The sequence below is a fragment of the Blautia sp. LMAG:89 genome, from assembly GCF_008679485.1.
GTDB classification, from domain to species: Bacteria; Bacillota; Clostridia; order Lachnospirales; family Lachnospiraceae; genus Blautia_A; species Blautia_A fusiformis.
Window position 1 is genome coordinate 235,078 of record NZ_NANC01000007.1, and the last position, 25,386, is coordinate 260,463.

Annotated in this window: 16 protein-coding genes; 3 read left to right on the forward strand and 13 right to left on the reverse strand. The window is 45.3% G+C overall.

All coding sequences use genetic code 11. The features are described from left to right. Positions 1–10 precede the first annotated feature (10 nt). The 4 genes from gltB to purF form a co-directional block, all read right to left on the reverse strand. Positions 11–4,564, reverse strand: coding sequence for a glutamate synthase large subunit (gene gltB, locus CCC70_RS10840; protein ID WP_287084829.1), 4,554 nt, complete (start codon positions 4,562–4,564; stop codon positions 11–13). Further along, complete coding sequence (locus CCC70_RS10845; RefSeq protein ID WP_022426745.1) at positions 4,561–6,189, reverse strand: CTP synthase; 1,629 nt, start codon at positions 6,187–6,189, stop codon at positions 4,561–4,563. The genes gltB and CCC70_RS10845 overlap by 4 nt, the downstream gene beginning before the upstream one ends. 321 nt (positions 6,190–6,510) lie before the next feature. Further along, positions 6,511–6,735, reverse strand: coding sequence for an HPr family phosphocarrier protein (locus CCC70_RS10850; RefSeq protein ID WP_022426744.1), 225 nt, complete (start codon positions 6,733–6,735; stop codon positions 6,511–6,513). 287 nt (positions 6,736–7,022) lie between these two features. Further along, positions 7,023–8,417, reverse strand: coding sequence for an amidophosphoribosyltransferase (gene purF, locus CCC70_RS10855; protein ID WP_015525743.1), 1,395 nt, complete (start codon positions 8,415–8,417; stop codon positions 7,023–7,025). Between the two features lie 391 nt (positions 8,418–8,808). On the opposite strand from purF, the gene CCC70_RS10860 reads away from it, so the two are divergent. Both CCC70_RS10860 and CCC70_RS10865 read left to right on the forward strand, forming a co-directional pair. Continuing rightward, positions 8,809–10,911 carry a glutamine synthetase III family protein gene (locus tag CCC70_RS10860; RefSeq protein ID WP_278603690.1) on the forward strand — a complete coding sequence of 701 codons (2,103 nt, stop codon included), beginning with the start codon at positions 8,809–8,811 and terminating at the stop codon, positions 10,909–10,911. A 292-nt stretch (positions 10,912–11,203) separates the two neighbouring features. After that, positions 11,204–12,928 carry an ammonium transporter gene (locus tag CCC70_RS10865; protein ID WP_022426742.1) on the forward strand — a complete coding sequence of 575 codons (1,725 nt, stop codon included), beginning with the start codon at positions 11,204–11,206 and terminating at the stop codon, positions 12,926–12,928. A gap of 111 nt (positions 12,929–13,039) precedes the next feature. Here CCC70_RS10865 and CCC70_RS10870 read toward each other — a convergent pair whose 3' ends face one another. The 9 genes from CCC70_RS10870 to CCC70_RS10910 all read right to left on the reverse strand — a co-directional run bounded on the left by CCC70_RS10870 (position 13,040) and on the right by CCC70_RS10910 (position 23,353). Further along, the gene (locus CCC70_RS10870) at positions 13,040–13,690 is read right to left on the reverse strand and encodes a trimeric intracellular cation channel family protein (RefSeq protein ID WP_022426741.1); all 651 of its coding nucleotides are present in this window, start codon (positions 13,688–13,690) and stop codon (positions 13,040–13,042) included. A 216-nt stretch (positions 13,691–13,906) separates the two neighbouring features. Then, a complete protein-coding gene (locus CCC70_RS10875) occupies positions 13,907–14,419 on the reverse strand; it encodes a transcription repressor NadR (RefSeq protein ID WP_021651124.1) in 513 nt (170 codons plus the stop codon). 187 nt (positions 14,420–14,606) lie between these two features. After that, complete coding sequence (nadC, locus tag CCC70_RS10880; RefSeq protein ID WP_059086301.1) at positions 14,607–15,461, reverse strand: carboxylating nicotinate-nucleotide diphosphorylase; 855 nt, start codon at positions 15,459–15,461, stop codon at positions 14,607–14,609. A 101-nt stretch (positions 15,462–15,562) separates the two neighbouring features. Continuing rightward, on the reverse strand, positions 15,563–16,822 hold the full coding sequence (locus CCC70_RS10885) for an FAD-binding protein (RefSeq protein WP_278603686.1): 1,260 nt from the start codon (positions 16,820–16,822) through the stop codon (positions 15,563–15,565). Positions 16,823–16,895: 73 nt separating this feature from the next. Continuing rightward, entirely contained in the window at positions 16,896–17,801 is a 906-nt protein-coding gene (nadA, locus tag CCC70_RS10890) for a quinolinate synthase NadA (protein ID WP_021651119.1), read from the reverse strand. Between the two features lie 440 nt (positions 17,802–18,241). After that, entirely contained in the window at positions 18,242–19,162 is a 921-nt protein-coding gene (locus tag CCC70_RS10895) for a sugar phosphate isomerase/epimerase family protein (protein WP_015525733.1), read from the reverse strand. Then, positions 19,159–21,267: a cytidylate kinase family protein gene (locus tag CCC70_RS10900; RefSeq protein WP_270436785.1), complete on the reverse strand. Its 2,109-nt coding sequence runs from the start codon at positions 21,265–21,267 to the stop codon at positions 19,159–19,161. The genes CCC70_RS10895 and CCC70_RS10900 overlap by 4 nt, the downstream gene beginning before the upstream one ends. Positions 21,268–21,312: 45 nt before the next feature. Further along, positions 21,313–22,146, reverse strand: coding sequence for a sugar phosphate isomerase/epimerase family protein (locus tag CCC70_RS10905; protein WP_021651116.1), 834 nt, complete (start codon positions 22,144–22,146; stop codon positions 21,313–21,315). Positions 22,147–22,348: 202 nt separating this feature from the next. Beyond that, positions 22,349–23,353 (reverse strand): Gfo/Idh/MocA family protein, encoded by a 1,005-nt coding sequence (locus tag CCC70_RS10910; protein WP_287084830.1) that lies wholly within the window; start codon positions 23,351–23,353, stop codon positions 22,349–22,351. Between the two features lie 597 nt (positions 23,354–23,950). Here CCC70_RS10910 and CCC70_RS10915 point away from each other — a divergent pair. Then, positions 23,951–25,234 (forward strand): O-acetylhomoserine aminocarboxypropyltransferase/cysteine synthase family protein, encoded by a 1,284-nt coding sequence (locus CCC70_RS10915; RefSeq protein ID WP_278603685.1) that lies wholly within the window; start codon positions 23,951–23,953, stop codon positions 25,232–25,234. The last annotated feature ends 152 nt before the right edge of the window (positions 25,235–25,386 follow it).

The following is a 25,386-nucleotide window of genomic DNA, read 5'->3' on the forward strand; positions in this document are numbered from 1 at the left end:
CTCATCCTCCTTAATGTTTCACGCCGATGCTCTCATAGAACGCTTCCATCTGTGCCTGCTGGCTGGTCAGACCTTTTTCTTCCAGCTTTGCACTTAATGTGATCATTCTCTTGTACTCATCCGGAATGAGTTTTTTGAAGTGAGGCAGATAGGAATCAAAATCAGCCAGCACCTTCTTACCGATCTCAGAGCCTGTTGCTTCCACATGAGCCTCGATAAGATCACGAAGCTCTTTTTTATCATATTTGTTCTCCACTTTTTCAATGGAGATCATTGCTTTATTGAGGTTCTTGTAAAGAACGTTATCCACATCAAGGACATAAGCGATACCGCCGCTCATACCTGCTGCAAAGTTCTTTCCTGTTTTTCCAAGAACTACCACACGGCCGCCTGTCATGTACTCGCAGCCATGCTCGCCAACACCCTCAACAACTGCAACCGCACCGGAGTTACGTACTGCAAAACGCTCACCGGCAACACCGTTGATAAATGCAGTTCCGCTGGTCGCACCATAGAGTGCCACGTTTCCGACGATGATGTTCTCTTCAGCCTTGTATCCGGCCTTCTCTGGAACCTTAACGATCAGCTTTCCACCAGAAAGACCTTTTCCGAAGTAGTCGTTGCTGTCACCGGTCAGTTTCAATGTCAGTCCTTTCGGGATAAAGGCACCGAAGCTCTGTCCGCCTGCACCTGTACAGTTTACAGTTACCGTATCCTCCGGAAGTCCATTTTTATGATTTCTTGTGATCTCAGATCCGAGGATGGTACCAAATGCACGGTCTGTATTGGTAACGTTTACATCAACAGAAACTTTCTCACCCTTCTGGATCGCCGGTGCACATTTCTTGACCAGAACTTTTTCATCCAGAGTTTTCTCAAGATTGAAATTGTATACAGCCTTCGGATCAAAGGTTACTTTGCCCTTTCCTGCATATGGGTTATTCAGGATGGCACTTAAGTCAACCTTACCCTTATGCGGCTCCTGCACACTGTCAGAAACTGTAAGAAGGTCTGTACGACCTACCATCTCATCGATGGTGGCAACACCAAGGCGTGCCATGTACTCTCTCAGCTCCTGTGCAATAAAGCGCATGAAGTTCTCCACATACTCCGGTTTTCCGCGGAATCTCTTACGCAGCTCCGGGTTCTGTGTAGCCACACCTACCGGGCAGGTATCCAGATTGCAGACTCTCATCATCACGCAGCCCATCGTTACAAGTGGCGCTGTTGCAAAACCGAATTCCTCTGCACCGAGAAGTGCTGCAATGGCAACGTCACGGCCGCTCATCAGCTTACCGTCTGTCTCGATACGTACACGGTTACGAAGTCCGTTCATGATCAGCGTCTGGTGTGTTTCTGCAAGTCCAAGCTCCCATGGAAGTCCTGCATTATGGATAGAGCTTCTTGGCGCTGCTCCTGTACCTCCGTCATATCCGGAGATCAGAACAGTCTGTGCACCGGCCTTTGCAACACCAGCTGCAACCGTACCAACACCCGCCTCAGAAACCAGCTTTACGGAAATATCCGCATATTTATTGGCGTTTTTCAGGTCATAAATCAATTCTGCCAGATCCTCGATAGAATAGATATCATGATGTGGCGGCGGAGAGATCAGGCTGACTCCCGGTGTGGAATGACGGGTTTTTGCGATCCACGGATATACCTTCTTTGCAGGAAGATGTCCGCCCTCACCCGGCTTTGCACCCTGTGCCATCTTGATCTGGATCTCTCTTGCGGAAACCAGATAACGGCTGGTAACGCCGAAACGTCCGCTGGCTACCTGTTTGATCGCAGAGCAGCGGTCATTGTCTGTTCCTGCGGAATCCAGACGCTCATCGCTTTCACCACCCTCACCGGTATTGGATTTTCCATGGAGATGGTTCATGGCGATAGCCAGTGTCTCATGTGCTTCCTGGGAAATGGAACCATAGGACATGGCACCTGTCTTAAATCGTTTTACGATCTCATCAACACTCTCTACCTGATCAATAGGAAGGGGCTCTTTTGCAAATTTGAAGTCCAGAAGTCCTCTTAAGTTTCCATGGCCTTCGTCGTCTACCAGCTTTGTATATTCCTTGAACATCTCATAGCTGCCCTGTTTTGTGGACTGCTGGAGAAGATGGATGGTACGCGGATTATATTTGTGCTCCTCACCCTGGCTTCTCATCTTATGGGCACCTACGCTGTCCAGAGTAAGATCTGTGGCAAGTCCAAGGGGATCAAATGCCTCAGAATGAAGTTTTTCTACATTATCCTCGATATCTTCCAGTGTGATTCCGCCTACACGACTTACGGTTCCTGTAAAGTAACGATCGATCACATCCTGGGAAATTCCGATTGCCTCAAAGATCTGAGATCCCTGATAGGACTGGATAGTGGAAATACCCATCTTGGAAGCGATCTTTACGATACCGCTGATCACTGCATGATTGTAATCATCAACGGCTGCGTAATAGTCCTTATCCAACATATGTGTATCGATCAGCTCATGGATCGTATCCAGTGCCAGATACGGATTGACTGCACTTGCACCATATCCGAGGAGTGTTGCGAAATGATGTACCTCTCTCGGCTCACCGGACTCCAGGATCAGGGCAAGGGAAGTGCTCTTCTTTGTTTTTACAAGATGCTGATGTACTGCGGAAACCGCCAGCAGGGACGGGATCGGCATATGGTTCTCATCCACACCGCGGTCAGAAAGGACCAGGATGTTTGCTCCCTCACGGAAGGCTTTGTCTACCTCTACGAACAGACGGTCAATGGCACGTTCAAGCTTTGTGCTCTTATAATATAATGTGGAAATAGTCACAACCTTGAAGCCGTCCTTTTTCATATTCTTGATCTTCAGCATATCGGTGTTGGTCAGGATCGGATTGTTGATCTTCAGCACCTGACAGTTCTCCGGCTTCTGGATCAGAAGGTTTCCGTCTTTTCCTACATATACACTTGTAGAAGTAACGATTTCCTCACGGATCGCATCGATCGGCGGGTTTGTTACCTGTGCAAAAAGCTGCTTGAAGTAATCGAACAACGGATAATGTTCCTTGGAAAATACTGCAAGGGGAGTATCATGTCCCATGGCTCCGATGCTTTCTGCGCCGTTTAATGCCATGTTTCGGATCGAAGTACGGTACTGCTCATAAGTATATCCGAAGGCTTTCTGAAGGCGTGCTCTCTCCTCCGGAGTGTATTCGACAACTCTCTGATTCGGGATCTTGATATCACGAAGCTGTACCAGATTGCTGTCCAGCCACTCACCATAAGGCTGTTTTTTCGCATATTTTTCTTTGAGCTCATTGTCGTCAATGACACGACCCTGAACGGTATCAACCAGAAGCATTTTTCCCGGATGAAGACGTTCTTTTAATACGATCTTCTCCTCATCCACAGGAAGAACACCAACCTCGGAGGAAAGGATCATATAGCCATCAGATGTGATATAGTATCTGGATGGACGAAGACCGTTTCTGTCAAGAACCGCTCCCATCACATCACCATCTGAGAACAGAATGGAAGCAGGGCCGTCCCATGGCTCCATCATAGTCGCATAGTACTGATAAAAATCTCTCTTCTCCTGAGAAATCGTATCGTTGTTTGCCCATGGCTCCGGAATCGTGATCATCACTGCAAGTGGAAGATCCATTCCACTCATAACCAGGAATTCCAGGGTATTGTCAAGCATTGCGGAGTCAGAACCATTGCGGTTAACTACAGGAAGAACCTTGTGAAGCTCATCCTTCAGATACGGAGACTCCATATTTTCCTCACGCGCAAGCATTTTATCGGCATTTCCGCGGATCGTGTTGATCTCACCGTTATGTACGATGAAACGGTTCGGATGTGCTCTCTCCCAGCTTGGATTCGTGTTGGTACTGAAACGGGAATGTACCACTGCAATGGCAGACTCGTAATCCTGGCTCTGAAGATCGCCAAAGAAGGTACGGAGCTGTCCTACCAGGAACATACCTTTGTATACGATGGTACGGCTGTTCATGGAAACCACGTAAGTATTATCATTACTCTGTTCAAATTCACGACGTGCGATGTAAAGCATACGGTCAAAAGCAAGACCTTTTTCCACATCCTCCGGCTTTTTAACAAATGCCTGCATGATGCACGGCATGCACTCTTTCGCTTTATGACCGAGAACCTCCGGGAAGACCGGTACTGTACGCCATCCAAGAAGCTCCAGACCCTCTTTTTCCACGATGATCTCGAACATCTTCTTTGCCTGGGCACGTTTGATCTCCTGCTGTGGGAAAAAGAGCTGGGCTACACCGTATTCTCTCTCTCCGCCGATATCAAAGCCTTCTTTTTTACAGACCTTCTTAAAAAATTTGTGGGAGATCTGAAGAAGGATACCGACACCATCACCGGTTTTTCCTTCTGCATCCTTACCAGCACGATGCTCAAGATTCTCTACGATCTTAAGAGCATTGGCAACTGTATCATGTGTTTTCTTTCCTTTTATATTAACAACGGCTCCGATACCGCAGTTATCATGTTCAAATTCAGGGCGGTAGAGGCCCTGCTGCTGATTTGCTACTTCTCTCATTTTTCTCATCCTTTCATTGCAGCTTCTTCTGCCGTCTTTTTATCAACTGCCGCCTGCACAAATCCACGGAACAGTGGATGTGCATGATTTGGCCTGGATTTAAATTCCGGATGTCCCTGTGTTCCCACAAAGAACGGATGTCCGGCAATTTCGATCATCTCAACAATGTGAGCATCCGGGGATGTTCCTACAATGGACATTCCCTTTTCGTCCAGTTCCTTACGGAATGCGTTGTTTACCTCATAACGATGTCTGTGACGTTCCTGGATCTCTTTCTTTCCAAAAAGCTCATAGGATCTGGAGCCTTCTGCAAGCACACACGGATAGCTTCCAAGACGAAGAGTTCCTCCAAGATCTTCCACATCCTCCTGATCCGGCATCAGGGCAATGACCGGATGTGTTGTTTCCGGTGCCAGCTCAATACTGTTGGCATCTTCATATCCAAGCACATGGCGGGCAAATTCCACAATAGCCATCTGCATTCCCAGGCAGATCCCAAGGTATGGGATCTTATGAACTCTTGCATACTGTGCCGCAAGGATCATTCCTTCCGTACCACGGTTTCCGAATCCTCCCGGAACCAGGATTCCATCTACAGAATGGAGAGTCTGATCCAGATTTTTTTCATTGAGTTCTTCGGAGTCCACCCAGGTGATATCAACCTTTGCACGGCAAGAGATCCCGCCATGCTTCAGTGCTTCCACAACACTCAAGTATGCATCATGAAGCTGTGTATATTTACCAACCATGGCGATCTTTACTGTTTTATCCGGGTGGCGGAGATTTTCTACCATATTTTCCCAGTCTGTAAGATCTGGTTTGCGATTCTCCAGTCTTAAGCTCTGCAGTACTACGTCTGCAAGCTTTTCTCTCTCCATTGCAAGAGGAGCTTCATATAAATATTCCACATCCAGATTCTGAAGCACATTGCTTACAGGCACATTACAGAACAGGGCGATCTTTCCACGGATATCCTCGGTAAGAGGATACTCACTTCTGCATACCAGGACATCCGGCTGGATTCCCATTCCCTGAAGCTCTTTTACACTGGCCTGGGTGGGTTTGGTCTTCATCTCTCCGGAAGCACGGAGATACGGGATCAGAGTTACATGGATAAGGATCGCATTGTCATGTCCCACATCATGCTGGAACTGACGGATGGATTCCAGGAACGGCTGGCTCTCAATATCACCGACTGTACCACCAACCTCGATGATCGCAATTCTGTCTTCGTCTGCGGATTTTGCTCTGTAAAAACGGCTCTTGATCTCATTGGTAATATGCGGGATCACCTGAACGGTACCTCCGCCGAAATCACCATGACGCTCTTTCTGAAGAACAGACCAGTAAATCTTACCGGTTGTCACATTGGAATTTTTGTCAAGGCTTTCATCAATGAAACGCTCATAATGTCCAAGGTCAAGGTCAGTCTCTGTACCGTCATCCGTTACAAAAACCTCTCCATGCTGAATGGGATTCATAGTTCCCGGGTCAATATTAATGTAGGGATCAAATTTCTGCATGGTCACCTGATACCCTCTGGCTTTCAGAAGGCGCCCAAGAGACGCTGCGGTAATTCCTTTTCCCAGACCGGAAACAACTCCACCTGTTACAAAAACATACTTTACTGCCATCTTCGATTTCCTCCTCCATTTTGTGTCCCACAACAAAAAGGCGTCCGGAACAGATTTCAAGGGGTGAGAATTCCCCTGTGGTATCCGTTCCTGACGCCTTTGTCAGTTATCTTTCATATAAAATATGGTTTACTATAAACTATTTTTTTTTATTTGTCAATAACTGATTTTTCATATAGTCTGCGGAATTTCTTCCTATGAAATGGATGTAAAGAAAAAACAGACGCCTGCTGAGGATTTCAAACTGATCTCCTGTCTCTGCAGTCACGTCTGCCTTTTCTTTTTATGTCTTTCATATCTTGTCTGTCTCTGCACTGTCTGTCAGGCAACTGCATATTTCTGAAGGAAACGATCAAACTCATGATCCTCGCCATGACAGGTTACTGTAAGAACTCTGGTCAGATCCATGCTGAGGATTCCAAGAATAGATTTTGCATCAATTAAAATTCTGTTATATGAAATATCTACATCAAAATCACATTTACTTGCAGCCTTAACAAATTCTTTAACATCCTCTGTCGCATTCAATCTAATTTTTTTAGACATAAATATCATCCTTTCTTTTATCTCGGCAAAAAACCGGCCTTTTTTCGGTCTTGCTGTTTTCCCGTATATTCCAGACCAGCGGCCTTTTTCATCTGGTTGTCCCACATTATGTCTCATATTGTCAGATTTGTCAAGTTGATGTTTTTTATCGTTTTTAAGAGTCTTTCTATAAAAACCCGGATTTTATATGACAAAATCCGGGTTTTTTATATATTTATTGTGCAGTTTTTACATTTTCGTTTTTCAATCCATTATTTTTTACTGTGAGATTAATTCCACATAGTTCATTAATCCTGTTTGATTTCTGCCGGTATTTCCATCGGATAATTGCCATCAAAACATGCTTTACACAGCGGAAGTCCACCTGCCATGCCTTCCAGATAATCGATCTGCATATAACCCAGGGAGTCCGCACCGATCATCTTACGGATTTCTTCCGTGCTGTGCTGTGCTGCGATGAGCTGGTCATTGGACGGCACATCGGTACCAAAATAACAGGGATGTAAAAATGGCGGGGAGCTGATACGTACATGGACTTCTTTTGCTCCTGCTTCTTTCAGCATGTGGATCAGATTGGCAATGGTAGTTCCGCGGACAATGGAATCATCCACCAGAACGATTCTCTTCCCCTTCACTACGGATTCCAGAACGCTCAGCTTCAGATGGACACTGGACTCTCTCTCCTGCTGTGTAGGCTTGATAAAAGTTCTTCCAATGTAACTGTTTTTATAGAACGCAAAGCCAAACGGGATTCCGGATTCCTCAGAATAGCCTTTTGCTGCCGGAAGTCCGGATTCCGGTACACCGGTCACCAGGTCCGCTTCTACTGGATAGGATTTTGCAAGAGATTTTCCTCCACGGATCCTTGCATCATAGATTTTCACGCCATCCATGGTGCTATCCAGTCTTGCAAAATAAATATATTCAAAAACACAATGAGCATGCTTTTTCTTCTCAGTCAGTTTACTGGATTTCAGTCCGTTCTTGGTGATCGTGACGATCTCACCCGGTTCAATATCACGGATAAATTCCGCTCCTACAGATGTCAGCGCGCAGCTTTCAGATGCAAGGACATAGGCATTATCTCTTTTTCCAAGACAGAGGGGTTTCAGTCCGTAAGGATCACGGGCACCGATCAGCTTCCGGGGGCTCATGATCACAAGAGCATATCCTCCGCGGATCTTCTCTACGGTTTTATGTACTGCTTCCTCTACAGTGGCAGAATGCACACGTTCTCTTGCGATATGGAACGCGATAACCTCTGAGTCGGTAGTTGTATGGAAAATTGCGCCTGTCTGGATCAACTCCCATTTCAGAGCTTCTGTATTAACCAGATTTCCGTTGTGCGCAAGTGCCAGACTTCCTTTGATATAAGAAAGTACCAGCGGCTGTGCATTCTCTGCGACAGATTCTCCGGTGGTGGAATAACGAACATGTCCGATTCCGATATCACCATTCATATTATGTACAACATCTTTTCGCAAAACTTCGCTTACCAGTCCGAGATCTTTATGGAACTGTACGTTTCCTCTTTCTCCGTCCGTCCTTGAAACGGCCATTCCGCAGGACTCCTGTCCCCTGTGCTGCAGCGAGGTAAGACCATAATAAATAGATGGTGCAATATTCCCTCCATCCAGATCATAAATCCCGAATACGCCACATTCTTCCTTTACTCCTGACATATTTTCCTCCATCTGTTCTTTCCGTATTGTACATCTTTGTCACTGGTCAAAAAGCTTCTTTTGCCTCGATCACTTATAGCGATCGCTGACTTTTCGACTGTATAACTACGATATCAGATTATAATAAAAGGACAAGATTTGTCAACCCTGCCTATTTTCCGACAGTCCGATCGCCCTGGTCAATTTTTTAGATTTTTTCAAAAAAGCTCTTGACAATATTTTATTTTGGTGTATACTGCAACACATAAAGCAAAGGCGCTTTGGATACGGCAGGTATCTGAAGCGCTTTTTTTGTTTTCCGGTCCGTTTATACCCGGTTCTTCCGGCAGCGGTCCTTATAAAATAATTAAAAATTATAATGAATGAGTGAAATCGAAAGGAGTGTACCTATATGGCACAGAGTATCCCTGAAATGTATGGCAGCCTTGTATTCAATGACAAAGTGATGCGAAGCAAACTGCCAAAGGACATGTACAAAGCATTAAAGAAAACAATTGAAAACGGAACTCATCTGGAACTGGACGTTGCAAATTCCGTAGCAGTTGCAATGAAAGAATGGGCTACTGAAAACGGTGCGACACATTACACACACTGGTTCCAGCCGATGACAAACGTAACTGCTGAGAAGCATGACAGCTTCATCTCCCCTACAGGTGACGGACAGGTGATCATGGATTTCTCCGGCAAAGAGCTGGTAAAAGGTGAGCCGGATGCATCCAGCTTCCCGTCAGGCGGACTTCGTGCTACTTTTGAAGCAAGAGGATATACAGCATGGGATCCTACTTCACCTGCATTCATTAAAGATAAAACTCTTTACATTCCTACTGCATTCTGTTCCTACAGCGGAGAGGCACTGGATAAGAAAACTCCTCTTCTTCGTTCCATGGATGTTCTGAACAAAGAAGCGGTTCGTATTCTTCACCTCCTCGGAAACAAAGAGGTTCGTCACATCGACACAACCGTAGGACCTGAGCAGGAATACTTCCTGGTTGACAAGGATCTTTACAAAAAGAGAAAAGACCTGATCTTCTGCGGCCGTACTCTTCTGGGCGCTTCTGCACCAAAAGGACAGGAAATGGAAGATCATTACTTCGGAGCCCTGAAGCCTCGCGTTGCTGCTTACATGCATGATCTTGACGAAGAACTTTGGAAGCTTGGCATTCCAGCCAAAACAAAACATAACGAGGTTGCTCCTGCACAGCACGAACTGGCTCCTGTATTTGATACCACAAATGTTGCTGTTGACCACAACCAGCTGACCATGGAGATCATGAAGAAGGTTGCCGACAAGCACAACATGGTCTGCCTCCTTCACGAGAAACCATTTGAGGGAATCAACGGAAGCGGTAAACACAACAACTGGTCCATGAGCACAGACACAGGTGTAAACCTTCTTGATCCAGGAAAAACACCGGCAGAAAATACACAGTTCCTGGTATTCCTGGTAGCTGTCATCAAAGCCGTTGACGATTATGCTGATCTTCTCCGCGTATCCGTTGCAAGCGCCGGAAATGATCATCGTCTTGGAGCAAACGAGGCACCGCCTGCAATCGTATCCATCTTCCTTGGAGATGAGCTGACAGACGTACTGAAATCTATTGAAAACGATACCTTCTTCAGCAATAAGCATGCGGTACAGATGGATATCGGAGCAAAGGTACTTCCGCACTTCATAAAGGATACCACAGACAGAAACCGTACTTCACCATTTGCATTTACCGGAAACAAATTTGAGTTCCGTATGCTTGGTTCTGCAGCATCTGTCGCAAACCCGAACATCGTACTGAATACCGCTGTTGCAGAGGTTCTTGCAGAATTCAGCGCAGCTCTTAAGGATGTTCCGGAAGAAGAAATGGAAAGCGCAGTACATGCACTTCTTAAAAAGACCATTGAAGAGCATAAACGCATCATCTTTAACGGAAACGGATATACAGACGAATGGGTTGAAGAAGCTGAGAAACGTGGTCTCTACAATCTGAAAACAACTCCGGATGCACTTCCGCATTTCATTGCTGAGAAGAACATTGCGCTGTTTACAAAGCATGGCATTTTTACAAAGGAAGAGCTTTTCTCCCGTTACGAGATCTGGCTTGAGAACTATTACAAGACCATCAACATCGAGTCCAACACTCTGGCTGAGATGATCCAGAAGCAGGTAATTCCTTCTGTATATACATATGTTGAAAAGCTTGCAGATACTGCAGCTGCAAAGAAATCCGTAGTAGCTGATATTTCTGTAGCAAGTGAAGCTGCTCTGATCTCCAAACTGAGTACACTTGCAGACACCATGGCAAAAGATCTGGAAACTCTGAAAGCAGATACAGCAAAAGCTCTTGCTTCTTCTGACGATGTACTTGCATGCTCCAAGGCTTATCAGGAAACTGTTCTGGAAGACATGGAAACTTTAAGAAAATCTGCAGATGAGGCAGAGGCTCTAATCCCGGATGAGTTACTTCCTTATCCGACCTACGACGAGCTGTTATTCTCCATCTGATCACGGATATCAGATAACAATTTCATACGGTAAATACAGGGGATATCCCTTATGAACTCTACTTCATAATTCATTATCGATTTCCTCATCCATTAATCACACGATACAGATATCTCCTGTTTTACATATACTAATTTTGATTTCGTAAAGGCGCGGAAGAGAATTTCCTCTCTCCTGCGCTTTTTCGTTATACTGATACTGGATAAATTCTGTCTGTTTTTTTTGTCCGGTATTACAAAAATTCTTTCTATACATAATAGGAAAGAAAAAAATTGGGAAAGGGAGTGTTACTATGTATTCTTCAGTAAACACAACTTGGGTCCTCGTCGGTGCAGCACTGGTCTTCTTCATGCAGGCTGGATTTGCAATGGTCGAAACAGGATTCACAAGAGCAAAAAACGCAGGAAATATCATCATGAAAAACCTGATGGACTTCTGTATCGGTACACCGGTCTTCTGGCTGGTTGGATTTGGCATCATGTTCGGTGCAGGAAACGGTTTCTTCGGCAAGATCGGCGGAATCGCCTCAGAGGCAAACTACGGAAACGCAATGCTTCCGGATGGAGTTCCTTTTTGGGCATTTCTCATCTTCCAGACTGTATTCTGTGCTACTTCTGCTACCATCGTGTCCGGTGCCATGGCAGAGCGTACTAAATTCATCTCCTACTGTATCTACAGTTTACTGATCAGTCTCGTTGTATATCCGGTATCCGGTCACTGGATCTGGGGCGGCGGCTTTATCAGCCAGATGGGATTTCATGATTTCGCAGGTTCCTGTGCCGTTCACATGGTTGGTGGTGTTGCTGCACTGATCGGTGCCATCATCCTCGGACCTCGTATCGGAAAATATTCCAAATCCGGTAAATCCAGAGCGATCCCGGGACATAACCTTACAGTTGGTGCACTTGGTGTATTCATTCTCTGGTTCTGCTGGTTCGGTTTCAACGGTGCATCTACTGTCAGCATGGAAGGCGATGCCATTGTAAGCGCCGGAAAGATCTTTGTAACAACAAACCTTGCAGCTGCTGTTGCTACTGTAACAGTTATGCTGATCACATGGATCCGCTATAAAAAACCGGATGTTTCCATGTCCCTGAACGGTTCTCTTGCAGGACTGGTAGCCATCACAGCAGGCTGTGATACCGTATCTCCTACATCTGCAGCTATCATCGGAATCCTCTCCGGATTCATTGTAGTATTTGGTATTGAATTTGTTGATAAAGTTCTCAAAATTGATGACCCGGTTGGTGCTGTTGGCGTTCACGGTCTTAACGGTGCTTTCGGAACTCTTGCTGTCGGTCTTTTCTCCGACGGTGCAGGTACCGAGTGGAAGGGTCTTCTCACAGGCGGTGGTTTCCATGGCTTCGGTGTTCAGTTTATTGGTATGGTTATCACCATCGCATGGGTTGCTGTTACTATGACAATTATCTTCCAGGTAATCAAACACACGATCGGACTTCGTGTTTCCGCTGAGGAAGAGATCGCAGGTCTGGATATGAAAGAGCATGGCCTCGCAAGTGCTTACGATGGATTCTTTGTACAGGATACCATGACAAAGGCTCCGACTCCAATGGGAACTTCCGTAAAAGCCCCTGTTGTAAAACATGCTCCTTCTGCTCCTGCTGAATCTGTTCCTGAAATTCCTGCAGACGGCGTACACAAACTGACAAAGGTTGTTATCATCACACGTCAGAACAAGCTGGATGAGTTTATGCAGGCTATGAACGAGATCGGCGTAACCGGTATCACTATCACAAACGTTATGGGCTGTGGTGTTCAGAAGGGTGCTCCAACCTACTATCGTGGTGTTGAAGTCGACATGAATCTCCGTCCGAAGGTTAAGATCGAGATCGTTGTAAGTCTTGTACCGGTTCAGAAGGTTATTGATACTGCAAAAGAAGTTCTTCATACCGGTCAGATCGGTGATGGTAAAGTCTTCGTTTACGATATCGAAAACGTTGTCAAGATCCGTACCGGCGAGGAAGGCTTCCTGGCTCTGCAGGATACAGACGCATGATTCTCTTATGAGAGGAACAGATAAAATCTTCTACGCAATATAAACCAAATAAAAGCCAAAAAGCTCCGGAACATTATTCCTTAAATGTTCCGGAGCTTTTCATATCTTTTTTTATTCTCTTCTCAGTCTCGGCAGATTCCACCGGTAATGTGCCGCCAGGTACCGGATCAGGATCACTACTACCGTTCCGATCACCATGGCCGGCACTCCGCCCCACAGCCTGTATATCCAAACACAGGCAATGGCCCCTACAATAGACGCACAGGCATAAATATGGCGCACAAAAATATATGGCGGTACTCCTGCCATCATATCACGGATCAGGCCGCCTCCAACTCCTGTGACAGTCCCAAGAAATACAAGAAAAAATGTTCTTTCCATATACCCCTGGGAAATCCCCTTATCAACCCCCATGACAGTAAACACACCAAGGCCAACCGTATCCATCACCAGCATCACCTTATCATAGACCAGCCGGTTCCCGCCTTCCAGCAGCTCCTGCTTCCAGTACATTACTGCAAATACAATACAGGACGTCACGGTTGCCACAATGGTATACAGCGGATCCTGAAACATTCCCGGCGGCACGATTCCCAGGATAATATCCCTGGTAGCTCCTCCGCCCACTGCAGTCACCACTCCAAGAACGCAGACCCCGAAAATATCCATTCCTCTCTGCGCCCCCACCATAGCTCCGGAAGCAGCAAACGCAATAGTTCCTGCCATCTCCAGCATAAATGTAAACATACTCTGATAATCCATTTCCCCCTCCATGCATATCAAGCCGTATTTTTTCTCACCCTCATATCTGCATCCTGTTTTCCCTGTCTGCACATTTCCACAAGGTGCACATTTCCGCAGGGTGCAAGAAGGAACCCTGCCATGCAGGATTCCTTCTCTTATCTTCGTGATCACTATATTTCATATTAACAGAATTTTCTCATTCTGTATATCTTTTCTTTTTGTATCTGACTTCTGCTATTCTGCTTCGATCAGAAATCCTCGTCGTTTCAGCATATCCTGGATCATATCCAGGATTTCCTCGGATTCTGCTTCTACTTTATGATAATGATAATCCGATGTGATATTCTTCAGAGGACTGGACTTGCCGCTTCGGATATCCTCCATAAAATTCTCAACCTGGCGCCTGGAGCTGATATTCAGTTCTGCCTCGATATGCCCGTAAACTCTGTGATTCACCATTACATTGATCACTTTTCCGCCGAGATCCACAATCCCGCAGAGCTCGTTCTCCAGATCCGCATCTGTATGATGCACCTTGAATATCCGGCTCACAGTATGGGGAGCAGTAAAAATATATCCTCTGTTGGTGGAGATCACGTCATTCCCCTCCGCGCGTATCAGCGCAATATCCTGCACGATCACCTGTCTGCTGACCTGAAATGTTCTGGCCAGAGCACTTCCTGAGACCGGCCGTTCACTGTTTTTAATTTGATCCATGATCGCTGTCCTGCGTTCTGAACCAGTCATTTAAGTTCCCCTTTCCTGGCTGTGCCTGTACTTTTTATTCCGATACCTCTCTCCTTCATTCTCGCGATATCTCCAACCCGGCCCGACATCACCTGCTATGCCTCTGCTTCCGGCAATTCACGCTTCTTTTCTGATATTCGGGTATTTCCTGTCACAGCACTCGGTATTCTGTAAAATCCTGCATTTTTCAGGAAAGCGGATGAAGATTCTTAAGCGAAATATCAAGGATCGGTGCAGAATGCGTTAATGCACCACTTGATACATAGTCTACACCAACATCCCTGATCTTTGCAATGTTTTCTTTTGTAACATTTCCGGAACATTCAGTTTTTGCTCTTCCATCGATCAGCTGCACCGCCTCTTTCATCATCTCCGGAGTCATGTTATCAAGCATGATGATATCTGCGCCGGCCTCAACAGCCTCTTTTACCTGATCAAGAGTTTCTACCTCAACTTCGATCTTGCGGACAAAAGGAGCGTACTCCTGCGCCATTTTTACAGCATTCGCAACGCTTCCTGCTGCTCCGATGTGATTGTCTTTCAAAAGAACTCCATCTGAAAGATTATATCTGTGGTTCTGTCCGCCGCCTACACGAACAGCATATTTCTCAAAAATACGCATATTCGGCGTCGTTTTTCTGGTATCCAGCAATGTGATCCCTGTTCCTTCAAGAAGTGACGCAACCGAATGTGTATAGGTTGCGATCCCGCTCATTCTCTGAAGATAATTCAGTGCCACACGCTCGCCGGAAAGAAGCACCCGGATATCTCCTGTAACTTTTCCCATTTTCTGACCTTTTTTTACTTCATCGCCGTCCTTGCAGAACAGCTCCACTTTTGTGTCAGCATCCAGAAGCGTAAATACACGGCTGAAGATTTCCAGTCCCGCAATGATTCCATCCTCTTTACAGATCAGATCTACCTCTCCAGGAACTGCTTCTTTCATAACAGAGTTTGTGGTAACGTCTTCACTTGAAATATCTTCCTTTAAAGCCTCCAGGATCAGGTGATCTACCTGAAGTGTCATTGTGATCTTATTCATTTTACAATCCCTTCTCTTTCTTAATTATCACAGCAGCCCTGTTCTCCAAAGCAAGGCTGCTCCTGTCTTTCATAATACGGATATTTATATTCCGGCTGCATTTATGCCGCACCTGCAGCACTTTTCTTTTCTGCTGAGATTGCTTTGGCTGCACGTTTTGCAAATACAAGGCTCTCCAGCAGGGAATTACTTGCCAGTCTGTTCGCGCCATGTACACCGTTGCAGCTGGTTTCTCCCACTGCATAAAGCTGATCCATGCTGGTCTTGCTGTCAGAATCCACCCAGATACCGCCCATGAAATAATGCTGAGCAGGAACAACAGGGATGCATTCTTTTGTCACATCATAGCCTTCTTCCAGGCATCTCTGATAAATATTCGGAAAATGATTCAGGATCGTATCTTTATCAATATTTTCCATGGATAGCCATACATGGTCTGTTCCTTCTTTTTTCATTTCTTCCCGGATCGCATTTGTTACTACATCTCTTGGAAGAAGTTCATTGACAAAACGCTCTTTTTTGCTGTTATAAAGTACTGCACCTTCTCCGCGGACCGATTCTGAGATCAGGAATCTACGGCCCGGTTTCTTGGAATACAGCGTTGTCGGATGGATCTGCACATAATCCAGATGTTCCAGACGTACATTGTGTTTTTTTGCAATATCAAGGGCATCCCCTGTAAGATGCGGATAGTTGGTGGAATGCTCATATCTTCCTCCGATCCCGCCGCTGGCCAGGATCGTATCCTGTGCATAAATCTCTACCTGGATCTCTCCGCCCGGCTGGATCTCTTCCTGGGTTTTCACTGCTTTTCCGGCTTCCATAGCTTCAAGACGTGCCCTGTTCGCTTCTGCGGAAACTGCCTTCAGGCCTGTACATTTGCCATTTTCCACAAGAATATCTTGCATGGTAGTATATTCCAGAATTGTTACATTTTCAAGCTTCAGAACCTGCTGGAGCAGTTTTTCGGAAATTTCTTTTCCTGTGATATCCTCATGATAAAGGATCCTCGGTCTGGAATGTGCACCTTCTCTTGTATAGGCAAAATCATCTCCATCCATCTTGAAATCCACGCCATATCCGACAAGATCCTTAATGATATCTCTGGAGCCTCGGATCATAATGTCTACTGACTCTTTTCTGTTTTCGTAATGTCCTGCCTTCATGGTGTCTTCAAAATAGCTGTCGTAATCGTTTTCATCACGAAGCACACAGATTCCCCCCTGCGCCAGGAAAGAATCACTACTCCTCATATCCTCTTTTGTGATGATCACGATCTTTTTGTCCCGCGGAAGCTTCAAGGCACTGAACATACCTGCAACACCTGTTCCCACGATCACTACGTCTGTTTTAATTCTCATTGCTTTTCGCCTCTCTGTCTTGATTTCTCTTTTCAGCCAACTCAGACAAATCTTTTATACAAATGTGTTTTATTTATTTTGCCAGTTCCAGCATCCGCTCCAGCGGTCTCTTCGCGTTTTCACGTGTCTCGTCTGTTACATGAACCTCATTCTCCCCGGTTTTCAGAACGTGGAGAACTTTTTCCAGAAATACTTTTTTCATGTTTTTGCAGACCGGTACGGTTTCTGTGAAGTAGAATTTTTTATCCGGGCAGGTAGTTTCCAGCTTGTACTGAACGCCACATTCTGTGCAGATGATAAACTCTTTATTGTCACTTTCCTGTGCATATTTAATGATTCCGGATGTGCTTCCGATGTAATCAGCCTGTTTCAGAACTGTCTGAGGACATTCCGGATGTGCCAGAACCAGTGCATCCGGGTGCGCTTCTTTTGCTGCTTTTACTTCTTCCGGATCCATAAATTCATGGACAATACAGAAACCTTCGTTATAAATAAAGTTCTTCTCAGGAACCTGTTCTGCAATAAAATGTGCAAGATTTCTGTCCGGGATAAAAAAGATGTTTTTGTTCGGAAGCGCTTTTACGATCTTTACTGCATTTGCGGAGGTAACACATACATCAGAAAGCTCCTTCAATGCTGCTGTGGAATTAATGTAACAGACAACTGCCACATCGTCATATTCCTCTCGCACCTTGCGGATACCTTCTTCTGTTGCCATATGAGCCATCGGACAGTCTGCATCCATGGCAGGCATCAGAACAGTTTTATCCGGACTTAAGATCTTGGCGCTCTCTCCCATAAATCCTACTCCACAGAACACGATCGTCTTCTCTTTCGCGCTGGCTGCGATCTTGCTGAGATAAAAGGAATCTCCTATATAGTCAGCTACATCCTGCACTTCAGGACGTACGTAGTAGTGTGCAAGGATGATAGCATCTTTTTCTTTTTTTAATTTCTGGATTTCTTCTGCAACTGTCATTATCTTTCACCTTTCCTGCAGGATTTCTTTTTTGAGTTCCTGCTTTTGCTTTCTAGTACAGCGAATATTAAGTAACCGCCATATTGACTTGTCTGATTTCTTCATCTGCTGCGTCAATATAGCAGAAACTTAATTTTCGCTGTACTAGTCTTTATTATGCAGATGCTTCTGATCTGCTTTTTTATTATCATGTAACTTTTTTCAAAACATCTTACACATAATACCACAGTCCTTTACATGTGACAAGACAGTTGGTTGATATATGTAAAGTTTTTTTGTAAAGAAAGACATCAAAAAACACGGTTTCCACAATGAAACTTTCATCCTGGAAACCGTGTTTCTGCACACATTCATTATTTTATCAGTCTTATTCACCGTTCTGCGTACTGTCAGCTGCTCATTTATTACAGTTTTCTTTCTGATCTGCCGCAATCACCCGATCATTTCCCCAGCAGTTCTCTCTCAATCCGCTCTCTTGCTTCCGGGGCCTGCTTATCCATCTTTTCCGGAAAACCAAACATGGAAACGCAGGCAATGTTATCGCCGCCGGCTTTCGGTGCATCCGGTTTCAGCTGCTTGCTGGCAAAATCCATTTCTCTCAATGTTTCAAAAATACCATCAAAATCCACATCACCCTCACCCATTGCAAGATGCTGATGCACCGTCACATCCGCTTTTCCACGGCCATTCAGCCACGGCGGATTTAAAATATATCTGCAGTCCATGGTCTGGTTAAAGGTATCCGCAAAAAGTACATGGGTCAGTTCATCTCCCGCATATTTCAGCATGGACCGCACATCTCCTTTGCCCTCATCATAGAAGAAGCCGTGAGGAGAAGAATACACATAACCAAGGTTTGGAGAACGGAAGGATTTCACCATATCACAGGTCTCATTATTCAGCTCACAGAAATCATAAGGATGAGACTGGATCTCCACACGGATACCCTCACGCTCGATCAGCGGAAGCAATTCCTCCATGGATCTAAACCACATTCCATTGCAGATCTCCTGCTGGTTCGGATCACCCGAAAGCTCTGTATTGATAACCTTCACTCCCATATCTCCGGCGATCTGGATCATCCGTTTCCAGTTTGCAACTGCAAACTGTCTCTGTTCCTCCGTCGGACCAGACCAGCGATACACCACGATAAAGGACGAAATCTCAACACCAGTCTCTTTAAGAGCCTGTCTGTATTCCTGTTCACATTCTTTTGAAAACAACGGATGCTTATAGAACGGATTGATCCTCGGATGCGGAGACTGTTCAATATATTTATATCCCCAGTCTGCCACCTGATGGACCATACGGTTGATATCCATCTGTTTCGCAAGAACATCTACGTCAAATGCAATCTTCATGATGCATTCCCTCCTTTTTCCTCTTCTTTATTCCGGATATAATCCAGGATCAGGCTGGCCGCTCCGGCTACACCTGTTTTGGATACATTGATCACCATATCGTAATAATGGGGATCGTCTCTGCGGATTCCGGTAAACTTCTCATAATATTCATTTCGGATCTGATCACGTTTCTTCAGTTCTCCAAGAGACTGGCCTTTATAATATTCCTGGCCCTCTTTTTCCCGGTAAGCATCATCTGCATAAACGAAAAAGCTGTATGTATGCGGCTCTCCACGAAGCACATAGTTGGCACATCTTCCCAGGAATACACCTGGTCTTCTCTCAGAAAGCTCACGGATGATCCGGCTCTGCACCTCAAACATCTGAACACCTGTATAATCTGCTGCCGCACCTGCCGATGAATGTCCATACGGGGAAAATGTAAGCTCAGAATCCTCATAATTGTAGGAATCCAGATACTGCCTTACACTTTCCAGATCTGCTTTTTCCATACCGAACTTTTCTGCCATAAGACAGATGATCTGACGATCATAAACCTTGCAGTCCAGTGCTTTTGCAACATCCTCGGCAATCTTTCTTCCACTGCTGCCATACAGTCTTCCAATTGCCACATTGATACGGTTTCCGGAAGCTTCCGGTAACGGCATGGACTGAATCTCGCCCGGCACAGAGCCGCTTTCCTCTCCCGATTCTCGCTGGATCAGTTCACGCATCATTTTGTCATAAACTTTGTCCAGCTGGTAGCATGCTGCGATCACAAACATCACTACCCAGATCGCTATCGGAACATACAGATAAAATCCCTTGATCACGCGGATTGCCTCTGCAGACTGCTCTGCCGCTGTCGCCTTTGTTCCGTCAAAGTATGCCGCCGAAAGAATCCCGCCCATAATAGCAGAAGTCAGTCCGGAACCGGCCTTCTGGCCCATGCTCATAGATGAGAACATCAGGCCCTCCACACGCTTGCCTGTTTTCCACTGGCCATACTCAATTGCATCGCTTGGAAGAGAATACTGCACACCATAGAATGGGGCGATTCCGATACCTCTCATGATACAGGTTACAACACCAAGCGAAACACTGGTAATATTCATCAGGAACAGCAGCTGTCCTGCAACACCCAGGATGCAGCCGGCACAGATGAGATTTCTTTTTCCATAGCGGGGAAGCACCTTCGGCAGAAGGGCAATTCCTGCCACAGTTGCCAGTTTCTCAGCTGCGGAAAGAGGCATGACGAGGTCTACATTTCCGAGTACATACTGGCAGTAATAGGTAAGGTCCGTTCCGATAATGATCTGATATGCGGTATAAAAAATCATCAGCCCCAGAGCGATAAGGAAATACCGGTTGGTAACGGTTGCTTTAAATGCTTCCACAAAAGGAATATCTTCCTTTTCCTGTTTTGCTGCAGAAACACGCTCTGTACAGACCATATAAGTATTCACAAGTACACCGACAGAAATGATCGCATAGCCGGCAGTTACCAGGATCCAGGCCATCTGCTGATTGCCGGTAATATTCGCTACGATATTGATCAGCGGCAGTGTGAACGCAGTAATGATCATACTTGCTGTGATCGACAATACCATGCGGATGTTACAGATCACATCACGTTCACGACGGTCACGGCTCATCAGAGATCCCAGTGCATGGAATGGCTGGCTGATAGCAGTGTATACAACCGTATTCATGATATTATAGGTAACAAAAGCATAGATGATCTTTCCCATATTTCCCATTGGCGGCATGGTGAACAAAAGCACCGCTGCCAGCGCATAAGGAACCGCAAGTCTTAAGATCCAGATCCTAGCTTTTCCATACTTGGAATGAGTCCGGTCGATAATAGTTCCCATCAGCACATCGGAAAATCCATCAAAAACACGGGACAAAAGCATGATCATTCCTACCGCACCTGCTGATATTCCAACAACGTTGGTATAAAAATAAATCAGCAGAGTTGTAGTCATGGTATACATCAAGGTCAGTGCCGGATCACCAAAACAGTATGCCAGCTTTTCCGACAACGGAACCTTGATGAATTCATTCAAGTCTTTACCCTTCTGCTTGTAATTCAACAATTCAGGGATTCCCTTACCAGCCATAGTATCTACCTCCTATCGGTTTAAGGTCGGACCTTTCTGAATGAATTATCCGAAATATTTCTGCACAAAGTCTCTGGTAACTTCCGCAGCCTTTTTCACGTTGTCCTCATGGCTCATTGCATAGTATTCCGGACGGAACTCTTCAATGGTGCAAACGCCATCAAAGCCGATCTCCTTCAGTGCAGCTGCGATTCCTGCATGATCTACAACACCCTCACCCGGCCACAGTCTCTTGTCATCTCCGCAGGAGCCAAGCGGAAGATCCTCACAGTCATTTAAATGGTATGCAAAAATCTTCTTGCCATCAGCAGCTCTCAGGTCCTCAAGGCGGGAGCACATCTCATGGAAATGGAAGGTATCCACGGTAACGCCTACATTATCTCTGTCTACTGCTTTTACCACATCATAGGCTGTTCCAAACTGGTTGATGGAGCAGTTCGGTGCACCACAGAACTCCAAGGAGATCTTCATATCCGCGCCAACCTTATCGGAAAGATAACGAAGACGTGCAACTGCTTCTTCTTTGATCTCACTGACAGATTTGTCTTTTACATCAAAGCTTGGAACGGTGATCAGCATTTTCATTCCGATCGCTTTGGAAACCTTCAGGATAAAATCAACCTCTTCGTCGATCTCTTTTTCCCCTGCCTCATCTCTCTGGTTAAAGAAGATCAGAGTGTTGTATGCCCATGGTTTCAGATGATGATTCTTAAACCAGTCTGCAAGTTCTTCCAGTGTATGCTCTTTGAGATAGTCCTTTACGCAGTCAAAGCGGATCTCAATATAATCAAAACCATATTTCTCGCACATCTCCAGGTCTGCCATAAGAGACTGTCCTTTACATTCCAGTGCAGTTGCTTCATTAAATCCTAATTTCATCTTCAATACCCTCCATATGTTTTTACTTTTCAGCCAATTTTTCCGGTTAATCTCACCGGCAGGTTTTCCACTGCAGTTTCAACAAAGCCGAAGCGGAATCGGATCCTGCCGGTAACTGCCGCCGCAGACTCATTGGGGAAGTCTGTAGCAATAAGTTGGTATGATAACTCACACTTGATGAGGTGGAGCTCGTAAAATATATTTATTTATAAAATTCCGGCTTCTCAACTGCTGAAACGATTTTCTCGATCTGTCCGGTTTCCTGCGCTTTTACAAGAGCATCTGCTGTGATCGCTGCCAGGTATCCATCCCATGCATTCGGTCCTGTGATCACTCCTGCCTCTGCGTTATCAACCCAGTCCTGAACCTCTTTATCATAAGCGTCTTTAAATCTTACGAAGCAGTCTGTGTCAATAGCAGTGGACACTGCCGCATTCTTGCGGATAGACGGATAAGCCGGCTGTGCCATTTTCAGTGCACCGTCCTCACATACAACTTCACAGTTGATGTCATATCCAAACTTGCAGTTTACAAATACTTCTACATCAATGCATACACCTTTTTTAGTACGGAGCATCATGATCTGCGGATCCTTCAGCTCAGAGTGGGAATATTTCGTCACTCTTGGCATTACTACCTGTGCTGACTCATACTCATCATCTACAAGCCAGTGAAGGACATCGATCTCATGGATTGCGGTATCGTACACAGCCATTGGTGTATTGTAATTGGTACCTACCTCTGGATTTCTGTGTGTACAGTGAAGGATCAGCGGCTCGCCGTATTCTCCGGTTGCAAGTGCTTCCTTGATCTGCTGATATCCCTTGTCATAGCGTCTCATAAATCCAAGCTGGATGAGATGTTTGCCGGCTGCCTCCTCTGCCTTTACTACTTTCAGGCAGTCCTCAGCAGTTGTACATAATGGTTTCTCACAGAAAATCCTCTTGCCGGCCTCGATCGCCTGAAGAAGAGAATCTACATGTGCGAAGCCCGGAGATACGATAAATACTGCATCTACGTTCTCTGCATTGATGAGCTCCTTACTGTCTGCATAGACTTTTGCTCCGCAGATCTCGGCTGCTTTCCTAGCACTTTCCTCAAATACATCGGAAACAGCTACTACTTCTGCTCCCTGGATCTTCTCTGTCAGTCTTCTGATATGATCTCTTCCCATTCCGCCGCATCCGATAACTCCTACTCTTAACATTTTAAATTCCTCCGTTCATTTTTTTATTTTTTATTGTTTTCTGTTTTTGTGTTCTTTTTGATGATGTTATATTATCATTTTGTGCACGTGAACGCAATATCTTTTTTGTACAAAATTTCCATTTTGTTTTTATGCGATTTTCACTATTTGTTACTTCTTTCACATATTTTACTTGTTTTACAGTATTTTTTCCGGCATTTATTCACACTTTTACATCTATAAAATGACTTGCTATGCTTATTATGAACGTGTATCATATGGCATTTTATCATGTGCACCAGAACGCAATATTTTATTTCCCCTTATACCCTAGTAGAGTTTATGTAGAATATTGTTGTATTTCAACACATAAAGAGTTATACTTATATGTAGTTTTATTTAAAATACACAAATGCATTTTTCATACTTTATTTAGCCGAACTATAAGGATCAAAGCTTCTCTCAGAAATCCCTGAAACGCATGATACAGGAATGAAATATCCGGAAATACAGGAGGCTTCCTTAATCCAGATCAATGGGGTATCCGCATCTGAAGCAGCAAACTTCCCTGATTCGGTTAAATTCATACGAAAAACACAGCAGAAAGGACTTATCCCTATGAGCGACTATAATTTAGAGACTAAATGTATCCACTCCGGCTATACCCCATCCAAAGGCGAGCCCTGTGCACTTCCTGTCTATCAGAGCACCACTTACAAATATGACACCACCGACGAAATGGGCCAGTTATTTGATCTGAAGGCAGACGGATATTTTTACACCCGTCTCCAGAACCCTACCAACGATGCCGTAGCCGCAAAGATCGCAGATCTGGAAGGCGGTGTTGCTGCAATCCTGACTTCTTCCGGACAGGCAGCCAACTTCTACGCAGTTTTTAATATCTGTGAGGCAGGCGATCACGTTGTTGCCGCTTCTACCATTTACGGAGGAACCTTCAACCTTCTTGCCGTCACCTTCAAAAAACTTGGCATTGACTGTACCTTTGTTGATACCGATGCAACAGAAGAAGAGATCGCTGCCGCATTTAAACCGAACACAAAGGTTCTCTTTGCAGAAACCATCGCCAATCCGGCTCTGGTCGTCCTGGACATCGAGAAATTTGCACACGTTGCACACCAGAACGGCGTGCCTCTTATTGTAGATAACACCTTTGCCACACCGATAAACTGCCGTCCCTTCGAGTGGGGTGCAGATATCGTTACCCACTCCACCACCAAATATATGGACGGACATGCCGTTCAGGTAGGCGGCGCCATTGTCGACAGCGGTAACTTCGACTGGGATGCCTACGGCCATAAATATCACGGCCTGACAGAGCCGGATGAATCCTATCACGGCGTCATCTATACAAAGCAGTTCGGAAAAAAAGCTTACATCACTAAGGCTACTTCCCAGCTGATGCGTGATCTGGGTTCTATTCCGTCCCCGATGAACTGCTTCCTTCTGAACCTCGGTCTGGAAACGCTTCCGCTGCGTGTTGAACGCCATTGCTCCAACGCCCAGAAGATCGCAGAATACCTAAACGCACACGAAAAGGTTTCTCATGTAAATTATGCAGGACTTCCGGAGGATAAATATCACGCACTGGCTCAGAAATATATGAAGGATGGCCGTACCTGCGGCGTTATCTCCTTTGAACTGACCGGTGGCCGTGATGCAGCAGTCCGTTTTATGGACAGTCTGAAGCTTGCCACCATCGCAACTCATGTTGCTGCTTCCATCACTATGGTCCTTCACCCAGCCAGCCATACCCACCGTCAGATGAACGACGAGCAGCTGGTTGAAGCAGGCGTTTCTCCCGGAATGATCCGTCTTTCCATTGGTATCGAAAATGTGGATGATATTATCAAAGATCTGGATCAGGCACTGAAAAATGCATAAATAACCAATTCAAAAAGGAAGGATACATCTGCTCATGCATGATGTATCCTTCCTTTTTATGATATATTTTCTCCTACTCTCAATTATGGCATTTCCGCAAATTACCTGCATCCTGTTCTGAACGGCTTTCTTCTGGCGCATAAATTCCTGCA